Here is a 20,021-nt window from a genome sequence, read left to right as displayed (position 1 = left end):
GAACAACGGCCCGGACGGGGCTCACGAGAGCACCCGACCCGAGCCTCCCCCGCGCCAATTCCGCCAGCAGCCACCTTCGGGTGGCTGTTTGCTTTGGCCGCCGACAATTGCGTCCATGCTCGCCCGCCACGCCGACCCCATCGCCGCCATCGCCACCGCCCCGGGGCGAGGCGCCGTTGGCATCGTGCGTGTGTCATCGCCGCAAGACCTGGCCCCGCTGATAGCAGCCGTCTGCGGCCGGACGCTGAAACCGCGCGAGGCGACCTATCTGCCCTTCCACGACGCAGCCGGCACGCCCATCGACCAGGGCCTCGCGCTGCACTTCCCGGCGCCGCATTCCTACACCGGCGAACACGTGCTGGAACTCCAGGCCCATGGCGGCGCGGTCGTCATGCAGCTGCTGCTGGCGCGCTTGATCGAAGCTGGCGGCAACGTCAGGCTGGCTGAGCCGGGTGAGTTCACACAGCGCGCCTTCCTGAACGGCAAGCTCGACCTGGCGCAGGCCGAGGCCGTGGCCGACCTCATCGACGCCAGTACCGAGGCCGCCGCCCGCAGCGCGAGCCGGGCGCTCGGCGGCGCGCTCTCGCACGAGGTCGACGTGCTGCGCGACCAGCTCATCCAGCTGCGCATGCTGGTCGAGGCGACGCTGGACTTTCCCGAGGAGGAAATCGACTTCCTCGAAAAGGCCGACGCCTTCGGCCGTCTGGACCGCCTGACGGAACAACTGAACGCAGTGCAGGCCCGCACGCGCCAGGGCGCACTGCTGCGCGACGGCCTGAAGGTCGTGCTCGCCGGCCAGCCCAACGTGGGCAAAAGCTCGCTGCTGAACGCACTGGCCGGCGCCGAGCTGGCCATCGTCACGCCCATCCCCGGCACGACGCGCGACAAGGTCAGCCAGACCATCCAGATCGAAGGCGTGCCGCTGCACATCACCGACACGGCCGGCCTGCGCGACGTGACGGCGGACGAGGTCGAGCGCATCGGTGTTTCACGCTCATGGGACGCGATTGCGGATGCCGACGTCGTGCTCTTCCTGCACGACCTGGGCCGCGTCGGCCAGGCCGACTACGAGGCCGAGGACGAGCGCATCCGCGCCCGGCTGAGTAGTGTGGATGCGGGCCGCATCGTGCAGATCTTCAACAAGGCCGACCTGGCCACGGCGCCTGAAGGCGAGATCGCGCTGAGCCTGAAGACGGGCGAGGGCCTGGAAGCGCTGCGGCAACGCCTGCTGAAGACTGCAGGCTGGCAGGCCGTGCCGGAAGGCCTGTTCATCGCCCGCGAGCGCCATGTGCAGGCGCTGGCACGCACGGCCGAACACCTGATGCTGGCGCGCGAGGTCGCCGCTCAACGCGACGCGGCGCTGGACCTGCTGGCTGAGGAGCTGCGCCTGGCGCATGACGCGCTGGGCGAAATCACCGGCGCGTTCTCGGCGGATGAGCTGCTGGGCGTGATCTTCAGCAGCTTTTGCATCGGCAAGTGACGCTCAGCGCCCCGCGCTGACGAAGGTCATCTTGCCCTTGCCACCACCACTGATCTGCGTGCTCGCTGCCAGCTTGGCCTTTGCTTCCGCGTTGCCGCGCAGGAAGGCGTCGAAGAAGGTCAGCTCCCAGCTGTAGGCCTCGCGCTCGGCGGCCGGGGAAAGCAGGTGACCTTCGCCAGGCAGTTCGACGGCCCACGCCGGGCCGCCGAGGCGGCGGACGCCGGCGCGGACGGCGTCGGGTGAGACGCTCTTGTCCTGGTCGGCATAGACGGCAAAGAAGGGCGCCTTGACGGCGGCCAGGCCACCGAAATCCTCGCCCAGGTGCCAGGCTTCCGTCTTGAACGGCCAGAAGCCGAAGGTCGTGCCCATGAAAGGCACGAGGCCGAAGCCGGCCTTGATGCGCGGCTCGCGCGGGTTGTGGGCGGGGTACTTCGGGTCCATGCCGCCGAGCAGGGCCAGCACGGTCAGGCCGCCGGCGCTGGCGCCGGAGGCGCCGATGCGTTCGCGGTCGATAGCGGGGCCGAAGACGGGGTCCTTCAGCACGTGATCCAGCGCGGCGCGCACGCCCGCTTGGCGCAGTGCAACCGACTCGGGATAGCCCGGCGCGCGGCTGTCGCCGTGGAAGAGATTGACGACGATGTAGCCATGTGAGGCCAGCAGCTTGAGATGGCCCAGGTGCCACAGGCCGTGGGTGTTGTAGCCCCCGGAGTAGACGATGAGCGGGTACTTGGCGGCCGGGTCGGCCAGCAACGGTTTTTCCGCCGGGCCCTGCATGTGGGGCACTAGGGCGTCGCCGGTTTCCTTGTAGGGAAAGGCGTAGTCGGGCCGGGGGTTGCTGGCGGGCGTTGGGTAGAGGATGTGCAGCACGACCGGCTGCGGCTTGCCGACGAGGGCGCCGGCGCCCGGCTGGCTGGCGGGCACGCTGACCTGCAGCTGCGGCACGGCCTGCGGCTGGGTCAGGATGGCCGACAGGTAGGCGCCGTCCTTGCTGCCGTTGAGGTAGTCGATCAGCGGCCTGCCGCCGGGCACCGTGACCTGCAGGTTGGTGGAGCCGACGGCGAACGGGCCGGGGCCGGCGGCGGCAATCTCGGCGGCCTGCGCGGACGCAGCAAGGCACAGGCTCAGCAGCAGGGACGAAAAAAGGCGCATGGCGTCGTCGGGGTGGGTCAGCGAGGGTGCGGCAATGTCGCCGAAACGCCCGCTGATGACAACGGTGTCTGCTAGGGGTTTGCAGCCTTCCAGCGTGAGTAGGCATCCAACGCCTTCTGCGGCCACACGCCCCACCAGGTGTAGCCATTGCGGCGGCCCTTGGAGATCTCGTTGACGTCGTCGTGGATGGTCTTGCCCCAGTCGCCAAAGATCGGACGGCCGGTGGGAATGTCGTACAGGCGCGACCACAGCGGGCCGGCGCCGGGCTGGGCGATGAGCTTGCGGCCGTCGGGTGTCATCGTGAAGGCGTGGTCGCGCAGCGCATGAGCCTTCAGCCAGGCGATGCCTGACTCGATCGCCGCCTTCATTGCGGGCGTCGGGCGCGGCTGCTGCATCAGGAAGAGCAGCACGCCGGCGCTTTCGGCGCTGGCCAGGCTGCGCGGCTCATAGTTGCGTGCGGAGATGGGCGCCAGCGTGACGGCGTCGACCTGCTGCGGCCAGATCGTCAGGCGGCCGTCGACCTTCACCTGGGCGGATACAAGAAGGTCTACCGCGCGGGCCGCAGCAGTGCCGGCCTGTCGGCGCAGCGGCCTGGGGACGAAGGCGAAGCCGGGCGCCGCCTCGGCCACGTCCTGCAGCAGCCGCGCGGCCTCGGCGACCGCGTCGTCGTTGAAAGTGATGCCGTCGTGGAAGCCGCCTTCCAGCGGATAGTTCTGCGGCCAGCCGCCGTTGGGGTACTGGGCCATCAGCAGGTAGCGCAGCCCCAAGAGGATGGCGGCCTGGTAGGCGCCGCTCGGGCGCTGCTGGTTCACGCGCGCCAGGAAGCGGATCTCGCTGTGCGTGGCGTCGTTGTCCAGCGTGCCGACAAAGGTCCAGAAGCGGTCGCGCGGCTCGTCGAAGCTGCCGCTGCCGACGGTCATGGTCTCGGCGTTGTTCGAGTACCGCTGGCCGGGCAGGCGCGGCGGCTTGCTGCGGTCCTGGTTCTTGCTCCAGCCGCCGCTGGGGGTCTGGAAGCTGACGATGGTCTCGGCGATCACCGCCGCTTCCGCCGAGCCGTACCAGGCGTCGTCGCGGTCCAGCGGCGCGTTCATCTTGCCGGCGGTGGGCGGCGGGGGCACGGTGTCGCCGGCTTTCAGCTCGCGCGCCAGCGTGGCGCGGTCCAAGGCCATCTGGCGGTCGGAGCGCTCCAGGTAGGCCCGCCAGGCGGGGCGCTGTGCGGCGGGCAGTTCCGCGAGGCGCGCGGCGCTCACCTCGGGCGCCGGCGTGTTGTGGCCGATGACGGCGGCGAGCAGGGCGCCCGGTGCGAAAGCGAGGGCGAGCAGCAGTCTTTTCATGGCAGCGGCAGCAGGCCTTCAGCGCGCACGGTCCAGGCGCCATCCTTGGGGAAGCCGGGCGCGGAGCCGGCCGGTGCGCCGTCCCAGCCTCCGGCCATCAGGCCCAGCGCCATCAGGTAGGCCGAGTTGGTGGGCAGGTAGGCCACGGCGCCCTCGGGGTCGCGCGGGCGGTGGCTGTAGCCGCTAGGCATGAAGCGGGCGGCAGGCGCGGTGTTGCCGAGGATGGCGACGGCTCGCTCGGGCTCGCCCAGCCGTGCGGCGGTGAGCGCGCCCTGCCCCATCTGCCAGCTGACCCAGCCGCCATCGGCACCGCGCTGCTCGTGCACGGCATGGAAGGTGCGGCGCGCGGTCTCGATGTCGATCTTGGGCGTGGCCGGCAGATAGCCCAGGGCCAGCAGCATGGACGAGGGCGCCCCCTGCTTGCCGGGCTTGAAGAGGTCGCGGATGCCGGCGATCTCCAGGTAGCGCCCGTCCTGCTGCGGCAGCGGGGCGAGGTTGCTGATGACCTCCGCCCAGCGCGGTTCGGGCGCCAGTCCCAGGCGCTGCCGCCATTGCTGGGCGACCTGCAGGCCCCAGTACCAGAAGGCGACCTCGAAGGTCGGGTCGCGCACCAGCTCCACCGACGTGCTTTCGCTGACGTTCTTCAGCGGCGGGCCCAGGTGGTAGACGCCGGTGGCCGGGTCGCGCTGGGCAAAGGACGCCAGGAACTTCGCCGACTCGAACACCATGTCGCCATAGCGCTGCAGTGTTTCCTTCGTCGGCTTGGCGCGGTAGACCAGCTCGGCCAGGTAGATGGGGTTGGGCTGGTTCCAGATGATGTAGGGGTTGATGCCGCCGGGCGTCGGGCGGCCGTCCAGGCCCGACATCTTGGGCCAGCGCACGCCGTCGAAGCCCTCGCTCTTCGCCTGCGCGATGCCCTTGGGCAGCTGCTTCAGATACCAGCCCAGGCCCTTCTCCAGCAGGTCCACATGGCCCCACTGATAGAACTGCGCGGCGTGGAAGGCATAGACCTCGGAGTTGTGCTTGCCGAACCAGCTCAGGTGCTGCAGGCCGGTCTCGGCGGGCGGGAAGCTGCCGGCGTAGTTGACGCGCATCAGGTAGAGCGACTGGATGGTGCGGCGCTCGATCTCTTTCGCGCGCGGGTCGGTGGCGGCGCTGAGGTCGACCATGCCGCCCTTCGTCCAGTAGGCGGCCCACGCCTGCTTCGATGAGGCGAGCGTGCTGTCGACGGTTTCGTTAGGTGCCGGATGCTCGGCGTCGGCAAAGGCGGCCGTGAAGGCGAGGGTGTCGCCACTGGTCGCGCGCAGGCGGTAGTCGTGCGGCGCAGCCAACTGCGGCGTGGACGCGCTGACCAGCTCGGCCGGCGTGGACCAGCGCAGCTCGGTGTCGTAGCGCGTGCCGTCGGCTTGGCGGGCGATGCGGGCATGGCCGGGCGCGACCTGCGTCAGCGTGCTCTGGTGCCGGGCCGGCTGCTCCCAGATGAAGGGCGGCTTGTGGGCAATCGAGGTGCGGTAGGCGTAGGGGAAGCGCAGGCGCACCTGCAGCTCGCCGCTGGCGATCAAGGGCGAGCGGGCCTGCACGGCCAGCACGGCGGCGCTGCCATGCGCGGCCGTCAGCACCTCCAGCGGCTGGCCGCGCACGAGCAGGCGGCTGGTGACGATGCCGGTCCACAGGTCGAGCGTCTGGTTGATGCCGGCGATGTCCTCGGTGCGCAGCGGCTCGCCGTGCAGCGTGAAGGCGAACTGGCCCAACGGCATGGGCTGGGGGTTCTCGCGGTAGTAGCGGCCCGCGGGGGTGTTCTGCTGCGTGGGGTAGAGGATCTGCCGGCCATGGAAGGGCACAGGCGCCAGCGTGTCCTCGAAGCGCAGGTTCTCGGGGTTGGGGAAGCTGTGCCAGGACCAGCTGTTGCGCGTCTCCAGCGGCAGGCCGTTGTCGTAGTAGATGCGCTCCAGCGTCTGCAGGCCGGTCACGTCGACGGTCAGCGCAAAGTCGCCGTTACCGACGCTCAACGCGGACTCGGGGTTGATGCCGGTGTTGCGCACCTGGTGGCGGGCGACGACGGCGGCGCGGTCTATCGGCGTGTTCGGCTGGGCTTGCAGGGCCGGGGCCAGAGCAAGAAGCAGAGGCAGCAGGGTGCGGGCGAGCATGCCGCAATGTCGCCGAAATCCGCAGCAGTGGCCGCGCAAGTGCGTGACCGCTTGGCCACCGCCTCTACATGGCTGCGGTCGCAGGCACCAGCACCGACATCTGCACGGCCTCGAGCGAGCTGGTGCTCTCCGCCGTGCCCGCCGGTTCTGGCATCAACAGGCCGGCAGGCACTGGAGCACCCAGCAGCGGCAGGCCGTCAGCCGTCCATTCGAAACGCTGGGCGCGCACGCTGCGCCGCGACCAGCCGCCACCGGAGCGGTCGATGGCGTGATAGACGATCCAGTCCTCGCGGCCATCGGGCGACTTGACGAAGCTGTTGTGCCCCGGGCCGAACACGCCGTGCGCCGGCCGGGCGGCAAAGACCGGCTCCGGGCTCTTGAGCCAGGACGATGCCGAGAGGATGTCGCCGCCGTTGAAGCGCAGCAGGCCCAGGGCGTAGTGGTCCGTCCAGCTGGCACTGGCCGAATAGCTGAGGAACAGGCCGCTGTCGCCATACAGCACCGCCGGCCCTTCCAGCAGCGGGGCACCCTTGCATTCCCAGGCGAGGTCGGGTGCGGCGATCTCGTGCCGCTCGCCGCTGATCGTCCAAGGGTCGCTCATGGCCGCGATGTAGAGCACCTGCGGGAATCCGTCGTCTTCGTTGCGCCAGCCCGACCAGACAAAGTAGAGCTCACCATCGTTCTTGACCGCGATGCCGTCGATGGCCCAGCTGTCGGTCGCGTCGGCGACGCGGCCCTTGAAGGTGTATTCGCCCTGCGGGTCGTCGGTCTTGGCCTCCAGCGCATACATGCGGTGGTTGCGGTTCTCGCCGTCGCTGGCGGCGAAATAGATGTACCAGCGGCCGCGCACGAATTGCAGCTCGGGGGCCCAGATCTCGCAGCTCCAGAGCGTGCCGACCTCCGGTTCGAAGACGTTGACGGCCTCGGCCTTGCCGATGTCCTGCAGCCGCTCGGCCCGTGCGACGCCGAGGAAGACGTCACCGACGCTGCGGCAGTAGTAGTAGTAGCCGTTGGCGTAGACCACGGAAGGGTCGGCCGACCCCGCTGGGATCGCCGCAGCAACGATCGGGTTCGCGAAACAGGCCGACGGCACGGCTGCGGCGACGGGCAGGTGCGCGGCGTTCGTCGGGCCGACTTCGATGGCGGCTTCCGAGGCGCGAGCGGGCCGGCGGCGGCGCGGCTGTGAGATGACTTTCGGGTGCATGACGGGCGGAAATGCGAAGACAGGCTTGCAGCATGGCCGCATTGGCGCCAGGCCATTGTTGAAGAGTGCCGCATTTCGGCGCCTGTTCGCGGCGCTGCTTTGCAGATGGCCGCCTGCGTGAATTCCGCAACGCTCGACCGCCAGCGCGGGCGGGCGTTCAAGCGTCGTTGAACAAGGTCTCCGCCACGAACAACCCCGGCTCCACCGCCATGCCGAACAGGCTGCCGGACAGCGGCTTGGCCATCAGCTCGGCCGTGGTGAGGCCTTCACGCGCCGTCGTCACAAGCATCTGGTCTCCGGCGGGGCCACCGAAGGCCGGGCAGGTGGTGTTGCTGACCGGCACCGAATGGCGTCCCAGCGCGCGGCCATCGGGCGCGTAGCGGGCGACGGTGCCGGCGCCCCACTCGGCATTCCACAGGCAGCCCTTGGCGTCGATGGTCGAGCCGTCGGGGTAGCCATCGCCGGCCTCCTTCTTGACGAACAGGCGCGGCTCGCTGACGCGGGCGCTGGCCGAGTCGTAGTCGCAGACCATGATGCGGCGCGTCGGCGTGTCGCAGTAGTACATGCGCCGGCCGTCCAGGCTGAAGCAGATGCTGTTGGCAATGGCGACGCCGTCCAGCGGCAGGCGACGCAGGCCGTGCGCCTGCGTGTATTGGTAGAAGCCGCCCACGGGCTGGCGCGGCTCGACCTCGTACAGCGTGCCGAAGACGAAGGCACCGCTGCGGTCGCAGCGGCCGTCGTTGGCGCGGTTGGTGGGCAGGTTCACTTCCAGCGGCGCAAGCGTCTCAGGCTCGGCGGCGATGCTGCCGGTGGCCTGCAGATCGGGCAGCGTCAGCCGGGCGACGCGCTTGGCCATGGCCAGCACGATGGCGCCGGAGCGGCCGTGCACGAAGCAGCCGACGCGCTCGGGCAGGCGCACCTGCAGCGTGGCGCTGGCGCCGGGTGTCCAGGCGTAGATGCAGGCGCCCTCGATGTCGGTCCACCACCAGCGGCCGCTCGGCGCATGCCACTGGATGCCTTCGCCAAGGCTGTTGGCCTGCGCGAGGGCGAGGGAAAAGGGATGTTCAGTGCTCATCGGAACGGACTTCCAAGGCCGCGCGGGCCTGCTTGCGGGCGAGGGCGCCGGCGTGGCGGCGGCGCTCATCGGGAGTGAAGGGGCGCAGCGGCGCCACGGGCACGGGCTTGTTGTCGTCGCCCACGGCCACCATCGTGAAGTAGCAGCTGTTGACGTGCCGCACCTCCTGCGTGCGGATGTTCTCGGCCACGACCTTGATGCCGACTTCCATCGACGAAGTACCGGTCATGTTGATGCAGGCCAGAAAGGTGACCAGCTCGCCGACGTGGATGGCCTGGCGAAAGATCACCCGGTCCACCGACAGCGTGACGACGTAGCGGCCGGCATAGCGGCTGGCGCAGGCGTAGGCCACCTGGTCGAGCAGCTTGAGGATGTTGCCGCCGTGGACGTTGCCGGAGAAGTTGGCGGTGTCCGGTGTCATCAGCACCGTCATCGTCAGTTGGTGGGCAGGCAGGTCCATGGCTGTGTCGAGGGTTCAGCTGAAGACGTGGATTGTCGTGCTGCGGAACACCTCGCCCGGCCTCAGCACGGTGCTGGGCCAGTCGCTGCTTTCTTCGTGGTGCGGTGAGTCGGGGTTGTGCTGGGTCTCCAGGCACAGGCCATCGCCCTGGCGATAGATGCGGCCGTTCGGCCCCGCCAGGCTGCCGTCCAGGAAGTTGCCGGAATAGAACTGGATGGCGGGCTCGCTGGTCAGGATGTCCATGCGGCGGCCGGAGTGCGCGTCTTCCAGCGTGGCGGCGGGGCGCAGGCCGTCGGCGTTCAGTTCGCCGTCGAGCAGCCAGTTGTGGTCGTAGCCCTTGGCGCGCAGCAGCTGCGGGTGGGACTGGCGAATGCGGGCCACGATGGGCATGGCCTCGCGGAAGTCGAAGGGCGTGCCCTCCACGGCCGCGTGCTGCTGCGGAATCAGGTGCTCATCGACCTCGCTGTAGCGCGACGCGGGGATGGTCAGGCGGTGGCGCAGCACGCTGCCGTCGCCCGCGAGGTTGAAGTAGTCGTGGTGCGTCAGGTTGACGACGGTGGCGCGGTCGGTCGTGGCCGTGTAGTCGACACGCCAGCGGTTGTCGGTGGCGCTGACCGAGTAACGAACATAGACCCGCAGCTCGCCGGGGAAGCCTTGCTCGCCGTGCGGGCTGGTGTAGCTGAACAGCAGCGCGGCCGCCTCACCGGCGCGGGGTTCGGCGGGCACCGCCGTCCACAGGCGATGACCGAAGCCCTCGGTGCCGCCATGCAGGCAGTTGGGGCCGTCATTGCGGCCGAGCGCGTGGGTCTGGCCGTCCAGCTCGAAGCTGGCGCCGGCGATGCGGTTGCCGTAGCGGCCGACGATGATGCCGAAGGACGGGTTGCGGTGGACGTAGTCGTCCAGGTTGTCGAAGCCGAGCACGACGTTGCCGCACTGCCCTTGAGCGTCCGGCACCCACAGGCCGGTGACGATGCCGCCCAGCGTGATGGCGGTCAGCGTCAGGCCCAGGCCGTTGCTCAACGTGTATTCATGGACGACGCGGCCATCGGGCAGGTGCCCGTATTCCCGGCAATCCACGCTCATGCCCAGCCCCCGTCGACGACGAAGTCCTGCGCGGTGCACATGGCCGAGTCATCCGCGGCCAGGAACAGCGCCATCGCCGCGATGTGCTGCGGCATCAGCGGCTCGTTGATGCACTGGCCCTTGGCGATCTCGACCTTGGTCTCTTCGGTGACCCAGAGCTTCAATTGCTTCTCCGTCATCACCCAGCCCGGCACCAGCGTGTTGACGCGGATCTTGTGCGGGCCAAAGTCGCGCGCCAGGCAGCGCGTCAGTCCTTGGGCCGCTGCCTTGCTGGCCGTGTACGCCGGCATGCCACCTTGCTTGAGCATCCAGCTGATGGAGCCGAAGTTGATGATCGAGCCGCCGCCTGCCGCCTTCATGTCGGGCAGCACGGCTTGCGCGGTGAAGAACTGGTGCTTGAGGTTGACGGCGACGCTGGCGTCCCAGAACTCGGACGTGGTGTCCTCGACGGCGTGGCGCTTGTCGTTGGCAGCGTTGTTGAGCAGCACGGTGAAGGGGCCCGTGCGCTCGCGCAGTGCAGCGATTGCCCCGCGCAGCGACTCGACGTTGGAGAGGTCGGCGGCAGCAAACTGCGGCGCGTGGCGCGAGCCGGCCAGGCGGGCCGCGAGCGCGTGGCCTTCCTCGGCAGCCAGGTCGATGAAGGCCACCTTGGCGCCTTGTTCGGCAAAGGCTTCCACCAGCGTTTCGCCAATGCCGGTGGCCCCGCCGGTGATCAAAACGCCTCGGTCCTGGAGGCTGGGATAACGCGCGTAGGAACTCAAGGGACTGTCTCCGATCGGCTGCTGGCCGGCTTCTCTGGCCGGGTTGTGGCCAGATTATTAGTCATACTTTTTTGTTTGCAAAGTCGTTGAATTTCGGGTTTACCCCGATGATCAACGTTAAATAGTCATACTTTAATTGCGCCATGCCAGCGACAACAGCCGGCCCTGCGCCGCGCGTCGACGCTTGATCCAACTTCCCCCAGAGACAAGGGACCGCATCATGAGCGCCTCCACCACGCGACCGTACCGGGGTGTCTTCCCCGTCGTGCCGACCATCTTCCACGCCGACGGCACGCTGGATGTTCCCGGCCAGCTGCGCTGCATCGATTTCATGATCGACGCGGGCTCCACCGGCTTGTGCATCCTGGCGAACTTCTCCGAGCAGTTCGTGCTGTCGGACGCCGAGCGCGAGACGCTGACCCGCGCCATCCTGGAACACGTCGCCGGCCGCGTGCCCGTCATCGTCACGACGACGCATTACTCGACGCAGATCTGCATCGAACGCAGCCAGCTGGCGCAACAGCTCGGCGCGGCGATGGTGATGGTCATGCCGCCGTACCACGGCGCCACCTTCCGCGTGTCGGAAGGCCAGATCGAGAGCTTCTACCAGCGCCTGTCCGACGCGATTGCGATTCCGATCATGATCCAGGACGCCCCGGTGGCCGGGACGCCGCTGTCGGTGCCCTTCCTCGCGCGCATGGCTTCAACAATAGCCAACGTGAAGTACTTCAAGCTGGAGATGCCGCAGGCCGCCAGCAAGATGCGTGAGCTGATCCGCGTCGGTGGCGCCGCCATCGAAGGCCCGTGGGACGGCGAGGAAGCCATCACGCTGCTGGCCGACCTGGACGCCGGTGCCACCGGCGCGATGACCGGCGGCGGCTTCCCTGACGGCATCCGGCTCATCTTCGACGCCTTCCACCGTGGCGACCGCGAGGAAGCGGTCGTCCAGTACGGCCGCTGGCTGCCGCTGATCAACTACGAGAACCGCCAGGGCGGCATCCTGACGGCGAAGGCGCTGATGAAGGAAGGTGGCGTGATCAAGAGCGATGCGCCGCGCCATCCGTTCCCCGAGATGAGCCCCGAGACCCGCGCCGGTCTGCTCGACGCCGCCAAACGACTCGATCCCCTGGTTCTGCGCTGGAGCAAGTGAATGCGCGCCCTGATGGCGCTGGTGGCCGCGCTGGCCCTGTGCCTGGCCGCGCGCGTGGACGCCGTCGAGCCGCAGGCCGAGCCTGGCGCGCATGACCCGACGCTGCTGATCACCGCCGACCGCTGGTTCGTCTTCACCACCGGCCGCGGCCTGCAGCGGCTGGAGTCCACCAACGAGGGCAAGACCTGGCGCCGCCTGGCGCCGGTGTTCAGCCAGCCGCCCGCCTGGTGGGCCGAGGCAGTGCCCGAGCACAAGGGCGTGGACGTCTGGGCACCCAAGCTCTTCCAGCACCAGGGCCGCATCTGGCTGCTGTACTCCATCTCCACCTTCGGCAAGAACCGCTCGGCCATCGGCCTGGCCAGCAGCGACAAGCCGGACAGTGGCGAATGGCGCGACGACGGCCTCGTCGTGGCCAGCGTGGCGACCGACAACTTCAACGCCATCGACCCCGATCTGTTTCTCGACCGCGACGGCAAGCTGTGGCTCAGCTACGGCTCCTTCTGGGGCGGCCTGCGGCTGACGGAGCTGAGTACGGACACACTGCGCCCCGTCGGCAGCACGCGCTTCATTGCCCGCAGTCCCGCCATCGAGGCACCCACCATCACGCGCCGTGGCGATTGGGTCTACCTGTTCGCTTCGTATGACCTGTGCTGCAAGGGCGCCGATAGCACCTACAACGTCCGCGTAGGCCGCGCCCGCAGTGTGACCGGCCCCTACCTTGACCGCGACGGCAAGGACCTGATGGACGCTGGCGGAACCAAGCTGCTCGCGGCCAGCGGCGCGCGCTGGAAAGGCCCGGGCCACCAGGACGTCGTCGGTGACTGGCTCGTCCACCACGCCTACGACAGCGAGCGCGGTGGCAAGCCGCATCTGCGCATCAAGCGACTGAGCTGGACCGACGACGGCTGGCCCGTGATCGCACAAGAAGATTGAACCGGAGACACCGACGTGGCTGGCCTGAAGTTGGAGAACGTCTGCAAGCGCTATGGCGCGGTGCAGGTCATCGAGAACCTGTCGCTGGACGTGGCCGAAGGCGAGTTCGTCGTCTTCCTGGGCCCCTCGGGCTGCGGCAAGACCAGCCTGCTGCGCATGGTGGCCGGCCTGGAAGAGGTGTCGGGCGGGCGCATCTTCATCGGCGACAAGGACGTGACCGTCGCCCCGCCTGGGCAGCGCAACCTGGCCATGGTGTTCCAGCATTACGCGCTCTACCCGCACATGACCGTGCGCGAGAACCTCGCGTTCGGACTGAAGAACATCGGCGTCCCGGCCGACGAGATCGCCAGGCGCATCACCGAGTCGGCCCGCATGCTGGAGCTCGACACGCTGCTGGACCGCAAGCCCGCGCATCTGTCGGGCGGGCAGCGCCAGCGTGTGGCGATTGGCCGCGCGGTGGTGAAGGAGCCGGGGATCTTTTTGTTCGACGAACCCTTGTCGAACCTGGATGCGGCTTTGCGCGGACGCACGCGGCTGGAGCTGGCGCAACTGCACCAGCGCCTGGGCGCGACCATGGTGTTCGTCACGCACGACCAGATCGAGGCGATGACCTTGGCGACGCGCATCGTCGTGATGAAGGGCGGCGCTATCGAGCAGGTGGCGACGCCGGCGGAGCTGTATCGGCGGCCGGCAACGCGGTTTGTGGCGAGCTTCATCGGGACGCCGGGCATGGGCTTCGTGCCGGTCGAGCGGGCGGCGGATGACGGCGGGCGTGCTGTGGTGACGGTGCCAGGTGGTGCTTCAGTCACGACGCGTGTTGCAGCTGATGGCTTGGCGTCGCAGGGGCTGGTGCTGGGGGTGCGGCCGGAGAACCTGCGTGTGGCGGAGCAAGGGCCTTTGCGCGGCCGCGTCGAGCTGGTCGAGTTCCTTGGCGAACGGACATTGGCGCATCTGAAGCTGGAGGGCGGTACGGCGTTGATCGTGACGGTGCCAGCGGGGGTTTCGGTGCGGCTTGGGGCGCATGTGGCGGTCAGCGTTGACGTGGCTGAGGCGCATTTGTTTGATGAAGGTGGACTCGCTCACCACGCGCGGGAGGCGCTTCAATGAGTGCCTTTGCGGCCAGGCCCAGCCGGGATTTCGTCCCGGCGGCCGACCTACTTTTTGCGCCGCCAAAAAGTAGGCAAAAAGCTCTCCCCTGCGAAACCGGCCCTGCGGGCTGCCCTGCGATGCTCGAAGCCCAGGGCTCGCGCAGAACTCACTTCGCTACGCTGCGTTCAAACAACCGCGCGAAGTCAGATGTCGAAGCGCGCTTCGCGCGCGCCCTGGGCTTCTGCGCTTCTCGGCGGTTTAGAAGGGGAGGCTCCGAAACAGCCAACAGCCAAACCCGGATTCCGGGTGGTGGATGTATTTCGTATGCCCCCTTTAGCCCCGCCGAGGAACGGAAAGACTTGAGGCCGCGTGCGGAGCACGCTTCAAGAACTGACTCCGCACGGTTGTTTGAGCAGAGCGTAGCGGCGCGAGTTCCGGGCGGGGCCTCAAGGCTTGAGTACCGCAGGGAACCCGAAGCGCAGCGCAGGGCGGGGCGGTCGGGGGGAGCTCTTTGCCTACTTTCTGGCGGCCCAGAAAGTAGGTCGCCCGCCGGGGCGAAAACCGAAGGTTTCGCTAAATCCCGGCAACAGTCTCATGCGCTGCTGGAGGTCTCGGCATGAGCGCTACCTCCGATGTCGGCCTCCGCGCCTCCCGCCCCCACTACGCCCTCTTCGTCCTCCCCTTCGTCTCCCTCTACGCATTGATGCTGCTCTGGCCCCTGGCCAAGGGCATCTGGACGAGCTTCCACGACCACGACCTGCTCTCCGACGACAGCTTCTGGGTCGGCTTGGGCAACTACAAGGAACTCTGGGCAGACGAGGTCTTCCACCAGGTCGTCTGGAACACCATCCGTTTCGTCGCGATCAGCACCCCCATCTTTGTCATCCTGTCGCTGATGCTGGCCATCGCGCTCAACCGACCCGGCCGCCTGGCCACCTTTCTGCGCGCCACCTTCTTCTGCGCGTCGGTGTTCTCGGTCACGCTCATCACGCTGGTCTGGAAGCTCGCGTTGATGCCCGAGCGCGGTCTCATCGCCCAGGCCTTCACAGCGATGGGCCTCCCCGAGCTGCCACTGCTGACCAGCGACCACCTCGCGCTGCTCACCATCGCCCTCGTCACCGTCTGGTGGATCATCGGCCTACCGATGATCCTGTTCCTGTCGGCGCTGCAGCAGATCCCGTCGGACATCTACGAAGCCGCAGCCCTGGACAACACCTCGCGCTGGCGCGTGCTGACGCACATCACGCTGCCCAGTCTGAAACGCGCCATCGTGCTGGTGGCGCTCATCGAGGTCATCCGCCAGTTCCAGGTCTTTCCGCAGATCATGCTGATGACCAACGGCGGGCCCAACAACACCACGCGGTCCATCGTCCAGTTCACCTACGAGCAGGCCTTCATGCAGCTGTCGCTGGGCTATGCCACGGCCACCTCGCAAGTGCTGCTGGCGATCATGCTCATCGGTGTCTCCACCCAGCTCTGGCTGGAACGTGACGGCAAGGGAGCCAAGCGATGAACCCGCTGCTCAGACGCGGTTGGTTCGACCGCTTCGTCATGGCCGCGCTCACGCTGCTGGCCCTGGCCTGGATGGCACCGCTGCTGTGGGTGCTGGCGCTGTCCTTCAAGCCCAACGAGTTCCTGCTGCGGCACACCGACGTGTTCCTGGCGCCGCCCTACACGCTGGCCAACTACCTGGACATTCTGCAGACGTCGCAGGTGTTCCGCTGGCTGGGCAACAGCGCGCTGGTCGCCCTGCTGCAGACGGTCGGCGTGCTCGTGCTGTCGTCGCTGGCGGGCTACGGCTTCGCGCGCTGCGAGTTCCCGGGCCGCAAGTGGCTGTTCGCTCTCGTCATGTTCGGCCTGGCCGTGCCTGCGCAATCCGTCTTCATCCCGCTGCACCGGCTGTTCTCGGAGTGGAACCTGCAGAACACCATCGCCGGCCTGGCATTGCCCGGGCTGGCCGCGCCCTTTGGCGTCTACCTGATGACGCAGTACTTCAAGGCCATCCCCGCAGAGCTGGAAGAGGCCGCGATGCTGGACAACGCGTCGCGATTCAAGACCTTCCTGACGATCATCCTGCCGCTGACATTGCCTGCACAGGCGACGTTAGGCATCTTCACCTTCCTGGCCTGCTGGAACGACTACCTGTGGCCGCTCGTCATCGCGACGCAGCCCGACATGTACACGCTGACGCGCGGGCTGGCCTCCACGCAGACCAACTTCGCTCAGTCGGAAGGGCTGGGCTTTCTGATGGCGCAGGCGGTGTTCGCCGGCGTGCCCGCGCTGATGCTGTATCTGTTCTTCCAACGCCACCTTGTCACTGCGGTCGCCGGGACCGGCAAGTCATGATGAAGCGCGCAGCTCTTCTTGTCAGCATCGCGCTGCTCGCAGCCTGCGGTGCCCGCACGCCGGAGGCCGGCAAGACCGAGATCACGTTGATGCGCTTCTTCGGCAGCTGCGAGTCGCAGTACGGCCAGGTCCAGAAGACGGCCGAGGGCGTCGGCGAGTGCGGCATCGTCACGGCGCTGGTCAACGAGTTCAACGCAACGAACACCGACGGCATCGTCGTGCGCACGCAGATCGGCGAGTGGGGGCCGTACTACGACCAGCTCACCGCTCGCCTCGTCTCCAAGGACATCCCGGCCATCGCCGTCATGCACGAATCGGCGCTCGGCGACTACGTTCGCCGCAAGCTGGTGCTGCCGCTGGACGATGACTTCAAACGCGCTGGCGTGCCGGTGGACGACTTCACCGAGCACGCGCGCAAGGGCACCACGTTCAATGGCCAGACCTACGCGCTGCCCTTCGACACCTGGGCTTGGCTGTGGCACATCAACACCAAGTTGATGAAGCAGGCCGGGCTGACGAGCGCCAACGGCGAACCGGTGCTGCCCCGCTCGCCCGACGAACTGCTGGCGCAGGCGCGCCAGTTCAAGCAGAAGACCGGCAAGCCCTTCTTCGCCTGGGCCGTGGCCAATGAGACGGCGGCGAACAACCGCACCTTCCAGTCGCTCGTGGCGCAGCAGGGCGCGGCGCTGTTCGCGGCCGACGGCAAGAGCATCCACATGCAGCAGCCCGCCGTGACGAAGGCGCTGACGCTGATGCAGACGCTCTACAAGGAGGGCCATGTGCGGCCCAACCTTGACTACGCTGCCGCCAACCAGGCCTTCCTGAACGGCGAGGCGGGCGTCGTCGTCGTCGGCACCTGGACCATCGACCAGTTCCTGCGTGAGTCCAAGAAGGCCGACTCGCCGCTACAGGGCGGCTACGCGGTGCGCCCGTTTGCGCAGCTCTACGACAAGCCCGCCGTGTTCGCCGACGGCCATTCGTGGGCGCTGTTCAAGGGTGGCACGACCGACGCCAAGGGTCACGAGGCGGCCGTGAAGTTCCTGAAGTTCGTCTGGGACCACAGCGCCGAGTGGTCGCGCACCGGCCATCTGCCGGTCAGCAAGACGGTGGCGCAGAGCGAGGCCTTCCGCGCGCTGCCGCAGCGCGAGTCGCTGGCCGAGATCACGCACACGGGTGCCTCCATGCCGGGCAACGTGCCCACGCAACGCAATATCGAGCTGCTGATCGGCGAGGACGTGGCGAACTTGCTGATGTCCGGCAAGCCCATCGCGGACGTGCAGGCCAGCGTGGAAAAGCGCGTCAACAAGGCATTGCAGAAAGCCCGTCGATGACCTTCCAAGCCTCCCTCACCGTCGACCGCGATTTCGACCTCGCGCCGCTGGACCGCCGCCTGTTCGGCGTGTTCGTCGAGCACCTCGGGCGCTGCGTCTACTCGGGGCTTTACGAGCCGACGCATCCGACCGCCGACGAAGACGGCTTCCGCAACGACGTCGCCGAGCTGACCAAGGAGCTGGGCGCCACCCTCGTGCGCTACCCCGGCGGCAACTTCATGTCGGGCTACAACTGGGAAGACGGCGTCGGCCCTCGGGCTGAGCGCCCGCGCCGGCTGGACCTGGCCTGGTTTTCGACCGAGACCAACCAGGTCGGCACGCATGAGTTCATGGCCTGGTGCCGCAAGGTCGGTATCGAGCCGATGTTCGGCGTCAACCTGGGCACGCGCGGGCCGGACGAGGCGCGGCGCTACGTCGAGTACTGCAACGTCCCCGGCGGCACGGCGCTGTCCGAACAGCGACGCGCCAACGGCGCGGACGTGCCCTTTGGCATCAAGTCCTGGTGCCTGGGCAACGAAATGGATGGCCCCTGGCAGATCTGCCAGAAGACGCCGGACGAGTACGGCCGGATTGCCAAGGAGACGGCCAAGGTCATGCGCTGGGTGGACCCGTCCATCGAGCTGTTCGTGTGCGGCTCGTCGGCCCACGACATGCCGACCTACGGCATCTGGGAAGACCGCGTGCTCGACCACTGCTACGAGTTCGTCGACTACATCTCGCTGCACAGCTACTTCGTCAAGCCGCCCATCGCGCTGGGTTCGGACATGAGCACCGAGACCTTTCTCGCGCAGATCGAGACGAATGCGCGCTACATCGACGACACCGTCGCCATCGCCGACTCCGTGGCCGCGCGCAAGCGGTCGAGCAAGCGGCTGATGCTGTCCTTCGACGAGTGGAACGTCTGGTACCGCGCCCGTCACGGCGAGCACCTGCGGCAGGCCGGCTGGCCGGAAGCGCCGCGGCTGCTGGAGGAGATCTACACCGCTGAGGACGCGCTGCTGATCGGCGGCATGCTGACGATGATGATGAACCACGCCGACCGCCTCAAGGTGGCCTGCATGGCGCAGCTGTGCAACGTCATCGCGCCCATCATGACCGAGCCGGGCGGGCCGGCGTGGCGGCAGACGATTTTTCACCCGTTCGCGCAGGCGGCGCGCTGGGCGCGGGGCCAGGTGCTGCGGCCTGTCATCCGGTCGCCTGGTTATGCCAATGCCCGGCACGGCGAGCTGCCCTATCTGTGCGCCAGCGTCGTCGATGACATGTCCACCGGCCAGACGGCCGTCTTCCTGCTCAACCGCAGCCTGACGGACGCGATGGACCTGTCCATCACGCTGCGCGGCCTCGGCGTCGAACGCTGGCTCGTGCAGGCCGAGCAGCTCGACTGCGCCGACCTGCACGCCAGCAACACCGCCGATGCGCCCGCCCGCATCGCGCCCGAGCCGCTGCCGGGCGTCCTGATCGATGGCGAGCAGCTGCGCGTGGTGCTCAAGCCCGCCTCCTGGAACGTCATCGTCACCCGATCCCTTCGCCCATGAACGCCTGGCACAACCCCCTCGTCGAGCAGCGCGCCGACCCCCACCTGAGCCTGGTCGACGGCCGCTACTGGTTCACCGCGTCGGTGCCGAGCTACGACGCCATCGAGATCCGCAGCGCCGACAGCATCGCCGGCCTGTCGACGGCACCCACCCAGGTGATCTGGCGCGCCCACGCGAGCGGCCCGATGAGCTTTCACGTCTGGGCGCCGGAGCTGCACCGCATCGACGGCCGCTGGTTCGTCTACTTCGCCGCTGCTGAGCGTGACGACATCTGGAAACTGCGCATGTACGTCCTCGAATGCGAAGGCGCAGACCCCATGCGCGACACGTGGGTGGAGCGCGGCCAGATCGCCACGCCCGAGGAAGGCTTCTCGCTGGACGCGACGCCCTTCGAGCACAACGGCCGCCGCTACCTCTGCTGGGCGCAGAAGAGCCCGCCGACCGAAAGCAATCTCTACATCGCCGAGCTGGCCAAGCCGTGGACGCTGAAGACCGAGCCGGTCGTCATCACGCGGCCCGAGCTGGCCTGGGAACGCATCGGCTTTTGCGTCAACGAAGGCCCCGCGCTGCTGAAGCGCCACGGCCGCGTCTTCATCGCCTACTCGGCCGCCGCGACCGACGCCAACTACTGCATGGGCCTGCTGTGGGCGGACGAGAACGCCGACCTGCTCGACCCATCGAGCTGGCACAAGTCGCCCACACCGGTGTTCTGCACGCATGAAGCCGTCAGCCAGTTCGGCCCCGGCCACAACAGCTTCACGACGACGCCCGACGGCAAGACGGACCTGCTCGTCTATCACGCCCGCAGCTACCGCGACATCGTTGGCGACCCGCTCAACGACCCCAACCGCCACGCGCGCGTGCAGGCCTTCGGCTGGCGCGACGACGGCTTCCCCGACTTCGGCACGCCGGTCGCCGACGGCCCCTATTCCCTTGGAGACTGA

Annotated in this window: 17 protein-coding genes; 9 read left to right on the top strand and 8 right to left on the bottom strand. The window is 68.1% G+C overall.

The window, feature by feature from the left end; all coding sequences use genetic code 11:
* The first annotated feature begins 115 nt into the window (after positions 1-115).
* Positions 116-1,480, top strand: coding sequence for a tRNA uridine-5-carboxymethylaminomethyl(34) synthesis GTPase MnmE (gene mnmE / locus AC0IZJ_RS17575; RefSeq protein ID WP_471852338.1), 1,365 nt, complete (start codon positions 116-118; stop codon positions 1,478-1,480).
* 3 nt (positions 1,481-1,483) lie between these two features.
* On the opposite strand, the gene AC0IZJ_RS17570 is transcribed toward mnmE, so the two are convergent.
* From AC0IZJ_RS17570 to AC0IZJ_RS17535, 8 genes are all read right to left on the bottom strand, one after another.
* Positions 1,484-2,629, bottom strand: coding sequence for an alpha/beta hydrolase family protein (locus tag AC0IZJ_RS17570; RefSeq protein WP_471852335.1), 1,146 nt, complete (start codon positions 2,627-2,629; stop codon positions 1,484-1,486).
* Positions 2,630-2,700: 71 nt separating this feature from the next.
* Positions 2,701-3,963: a pectate lyase gene (gene pelA, locus AC0IZJ_RS17565; protein WP_471852333.1), complete on the bottom strand. Its 1,263-nt coding sequence runs from the start codon at positions 3,961-3,963 to the stop codon at positions 2,701-2,703.
* On the bottom strand, positions 3,960-6,110 hold the full coding sequence (locus AC0IZJ_RS17560) for a hypothetical protein (RefSeq protein WP_471852331.1): 2,151 nt from the start codon (positions 6,108-6,110) through the stop codon (positions 3,960-3,962). The genes pelA and AC0IZJ_RS17560 overlap by 4 nt, the downstream gene beginning before the upstream one ends.
* A 64-nt stretch (positions 6,111-6,174) precedes the next feature.
* Positions 6,175-7,314, bottom strand: a complete 1,140-nt coding sequence (locus AC0IZJ_RS17555; RefSeq protein WP_471852329.1) for a glycoside hydrolase family 43 protein — start codon at positions 7,312-7,314, stop codon at positions 6,175-6,177.
* 157 nt (positions 7,315-7,471) lie between these two features.
* Positions 7,472-8,389, bottom strand: coding sequence for an SMP-30/gluconolactonase/LRE family protein (locus AC0IZJ_RS17550; RefSeq protein WP_471852327.1), 918 nt, complete (start codon positions 8,387-8,389; stop codon positions 7,472-7,474).
* On the bottom strand, positions 8,379-8,849 hold the full coding sequence (locus AC0IZJ_RS17545; protein ID WP_471852324.1) for an acyl-CoA thioesterase: 471 nt from the start codon (positions 8,847-8,849) through the stop codon (positions 8,379-8,381). Before AC0IZJ_RS17545 ends, AC0IZJ_RS17550 begins: the two co-directional genes overlap by 11 nt.
* A gap of 15 nt (positions 8,850-8,864) precedes the next feature.
* Positions 8,865-9,932: an aldose epimerase family protein gene (locus tag AC0IZJ_RS17540; protein ID WP_471852322.1), complete on the bottom strand. Its 1,068-nt coding sequence runs from the start codon at positions 9,930-9,932 to the stop codon at positions 8,865-8,867.
* Positions 9,929-10,693, bottom strand: a complete 765-nt coding sequence (locus AC0IZJ_RS17535) for an SDR family NAD(P)-dependent oxidoreductase (RefSeq protein WP_471852320.1) — start codon at positions 10,691-10,693, stop codon at positions 9,929-9,931. The genes AC0IZJ_RS17540 and AC0IZJ_RS17535 overlap by 4 nt, the downstream gene beginning before the upstream one ends.
* Positions 10,694-10,913: 220 nt before the next feature.
* On the opposite strand from AC0IZJ_RS17535, the gene AC0IZJ_RS17530 reads away from it, so the two are divergent.
* From AC0IZJ_RS17530 to AC0IZJ_RS17495, 8 genes are all read left to right on the top strand, one after another.
* A complete protein-coding gene (locus AC0IZJ_RS17530; RefSeq protein ID WP_471852317.1) occupies positions 10,914-11,843 on the top strand; it encodes a dihydrodipicolinate synthase family protein in 930 nt (309 codons plus the stop codon).
* The gene (locus AC0IZJ_RS17525; RefSeq protein WP_471852315.1) at positions 11,844-12,776 is read left to right on the top strand and encodes an arabinan endo-1,5-alpha-L-arabinosidase; all 933 of its coding nucleotides are present in this window, start codon (positions 11,844-11,846) and stop codon (positions 12,774-12,776) included.
* 15 nt (positions 12,777-12,791) lie between these two features.
* Positions 12,792-13,883: an ABC transporter ATP-binding protein gene (locus AC0IZJ_RS17520; protein WP_471852313.1), complete on the top strand. Its 1,092-nt coding sequence runs from the start codon at positions 12,792-12,794 to the stop codon at positions 13,881-13,883.
* Between the two features lie 598 nt (positions 13,884-14,481).
* Positions 14,482-15,378 carry a carbohydrate ABC transporter permease gene (locus AC0IZJ_RS17515; RefSeq protein WP_471852311.1) on the top strand — a complete coding sequence of 299 codons (897 nt, stop codon included), beginning with the start codon at positions 14,482-14,484 and terminating at the stop codon, positions 15,376-15,378.
* On the top strand, positions 15,375-16,211 hold the full coding sequence (locus tag AC0IZJ_RS17510) for a carbohydrate ABC transporter permease (protein ID WP_471852309.1): 837 nt from the start codon (positions 15,375-15,377) through the stop codon (positions 16,209-16,211). Before AC0IZJ_RS17515 ends, AC0IZJ_RS17510 begins: the two co-directional genes overlap by 4 nt.
* Positions 16,208-17,542: an ABC transporter substrate-binding protein gene (locus tag AC0IZJ_RS17505; protein WP_471852307.1), complete on the top strand. Its 1,335-nt coding sequence runs from the start codon at positions 16,208-16,210 to the stop codon at positions 17,540-17,542. Before AC0IZJ_RS17510 ends, AC0IZJ_RS17505 begins: the two co-directional genes overlap by 4 nt.
* Positions 17,539-19,077 carry an arabinosylfuranosidase ArfA gene (gene arfA, locus AC0IZJ_RS17500; RefSeq protein WP_471852305.1) on the top strand — a complete coding sequence of 513 codons (1,539 nt, stop codon included), beginning with the start codon at positions 17,539-17,541 and terminating at the stop codon, positions 19,075-19,077. Before AC0IZJ_RS17505 ends, arfA begins: the two co-directional genes overlap by 4 nt.
* Positions 19,074-20,021 carry a glycoside hydrolase family 43 protein gene (locus tag AC0IZJ_RS17495; RefSeq protein ID WP_471852303.1) on the top strand — a complete coding sequence of 316 codons (948 nt, stop codon included), beginning with the start codon at positions 19,074-19,076 and terminating at the stop codon, positions 20,019-20,021. Before arfA ends, AC0IZJ_RS17495 begins: the two co-directional genes overlap by 4 nt.

Source organism: Roseateles sp. AC306 (assembly GCF_979253795.1).
This window is presented reverse-complemented; position numbering and strand designations above follow the sequence as displayed.

Excerpts from the sequence above, each read along its gene's own strand:
- mnmE (WP_471852338.1), top strand. The coding sequence starts at position 116 with ATGCTCGCCCGCCACGCCGACCCCATCGCCGCCATCGCCACCGCCCCG.
- AC0IZJ_RS17570 (WP_471852335.1), bottom strand. The coding sequence starts at position 2,629 with ATGCGCCTTTTTTCGTCCCTGCTGCTGAGCCTGTGCCTTGCTGCGTCC.
- pelA (WP_471852333.1), bottom strand. The coding sequence starts at position 3,963 with ATGAAAAGACTGCTGCTCGCCCTCGCTTTCGCACCGGGCGCCCTGCTC.
- AC0IZJ_RS17560 (WP_471852331.1), bottom strand. The coding sequence starts at position 6,110 with ATGCTCGCCCGCACCCTGCTGCCTCTGCTTCTTGCTCTGGCCCCGGCC.
- AC0IZJ_RS17555 (WP_471852329.1), bottom strand. The coding sequence starts at position 7,314 with ATGCACCCGAAAGTCATCTCACAGCCGCGCCGCCGCCGGCCCGCTCGC.
- AC0IZJ_RS17550 (WP_471852327.1), bottom strand. The coding sequence starts at position 8,389 with ATGAGCACTGAACATCCCTTTTCCCTCGCCCTCGCGCAGGCCAACAGC.
- AC0IZJ_RS17545 (WP_471852324.1), bottom strand. The coding sequence starts at position 8,849 with ATGGACCTGCCTGCCCACCAACTGACGATGACGGTGCTGATGACACCG.
- AC0IZJ_RS17540 (WP_471852322.1), bottom strand. The coding sequence starts at position 9,932 with ATGAGCGTGGATTGCCGGGAATACGGGCACCTGCCCGATGGCCGCGTC.
- AC0IZJ_RS17530 (WP_471852317.1), top strand. The coding sequence starts at position 10,914 with ATGAGCGCCTCCACCACGCGACCGTACCGGGGTGTCTTCCCCGTCGTG.
- AC0IZJ_RS17525 (WP_471852315.1), top strand. The coding sequence starts at position 11,844 with ATGCGCGCCCTGATGGCGCTGGTGGCCGCGCTGGCCCTGTGCCTGGCC.
- AC0IZJ_RS17515 (WP_471852311.1), top strand. The coding sequence starts at position 14,482 with ATGAGCGCTACCTCCGATGTCGGCCTCCGCGCCTCCCGCCCCCACTAC.
- AC0IZJ_RS17510 (WP_471852309.1), top strand. The coding sequence starts at position 15,375 with ATGAACCCGCTGCTCAGACGCGGTTGGTTCGACCGCTTCGTCATGGCC.
- AC0IZJ_RS17505 (WP_471852307.1), top strand. The coding sequence starts at position 16,208 with ATGATGAAGCGCGCAGCTCTTCTTGTCAGCATCGCGCTGCTCGCAGCC.
- arfA (WP_471852305.1), top strand. The coding sequence starts at position 17,539 with ATGACCTTCCAAGCCTCCCTCACCGTCGACCGCGATTTCGACCTCGCG.
- AC0IZJ_RS17495 (WP_471852303.1), top strand. The coding sequence starts at position 19,074 with ATGAACGCCTGGCACAACCCCCTCGTCGAGCAGCGCGCCGACCCCCAC.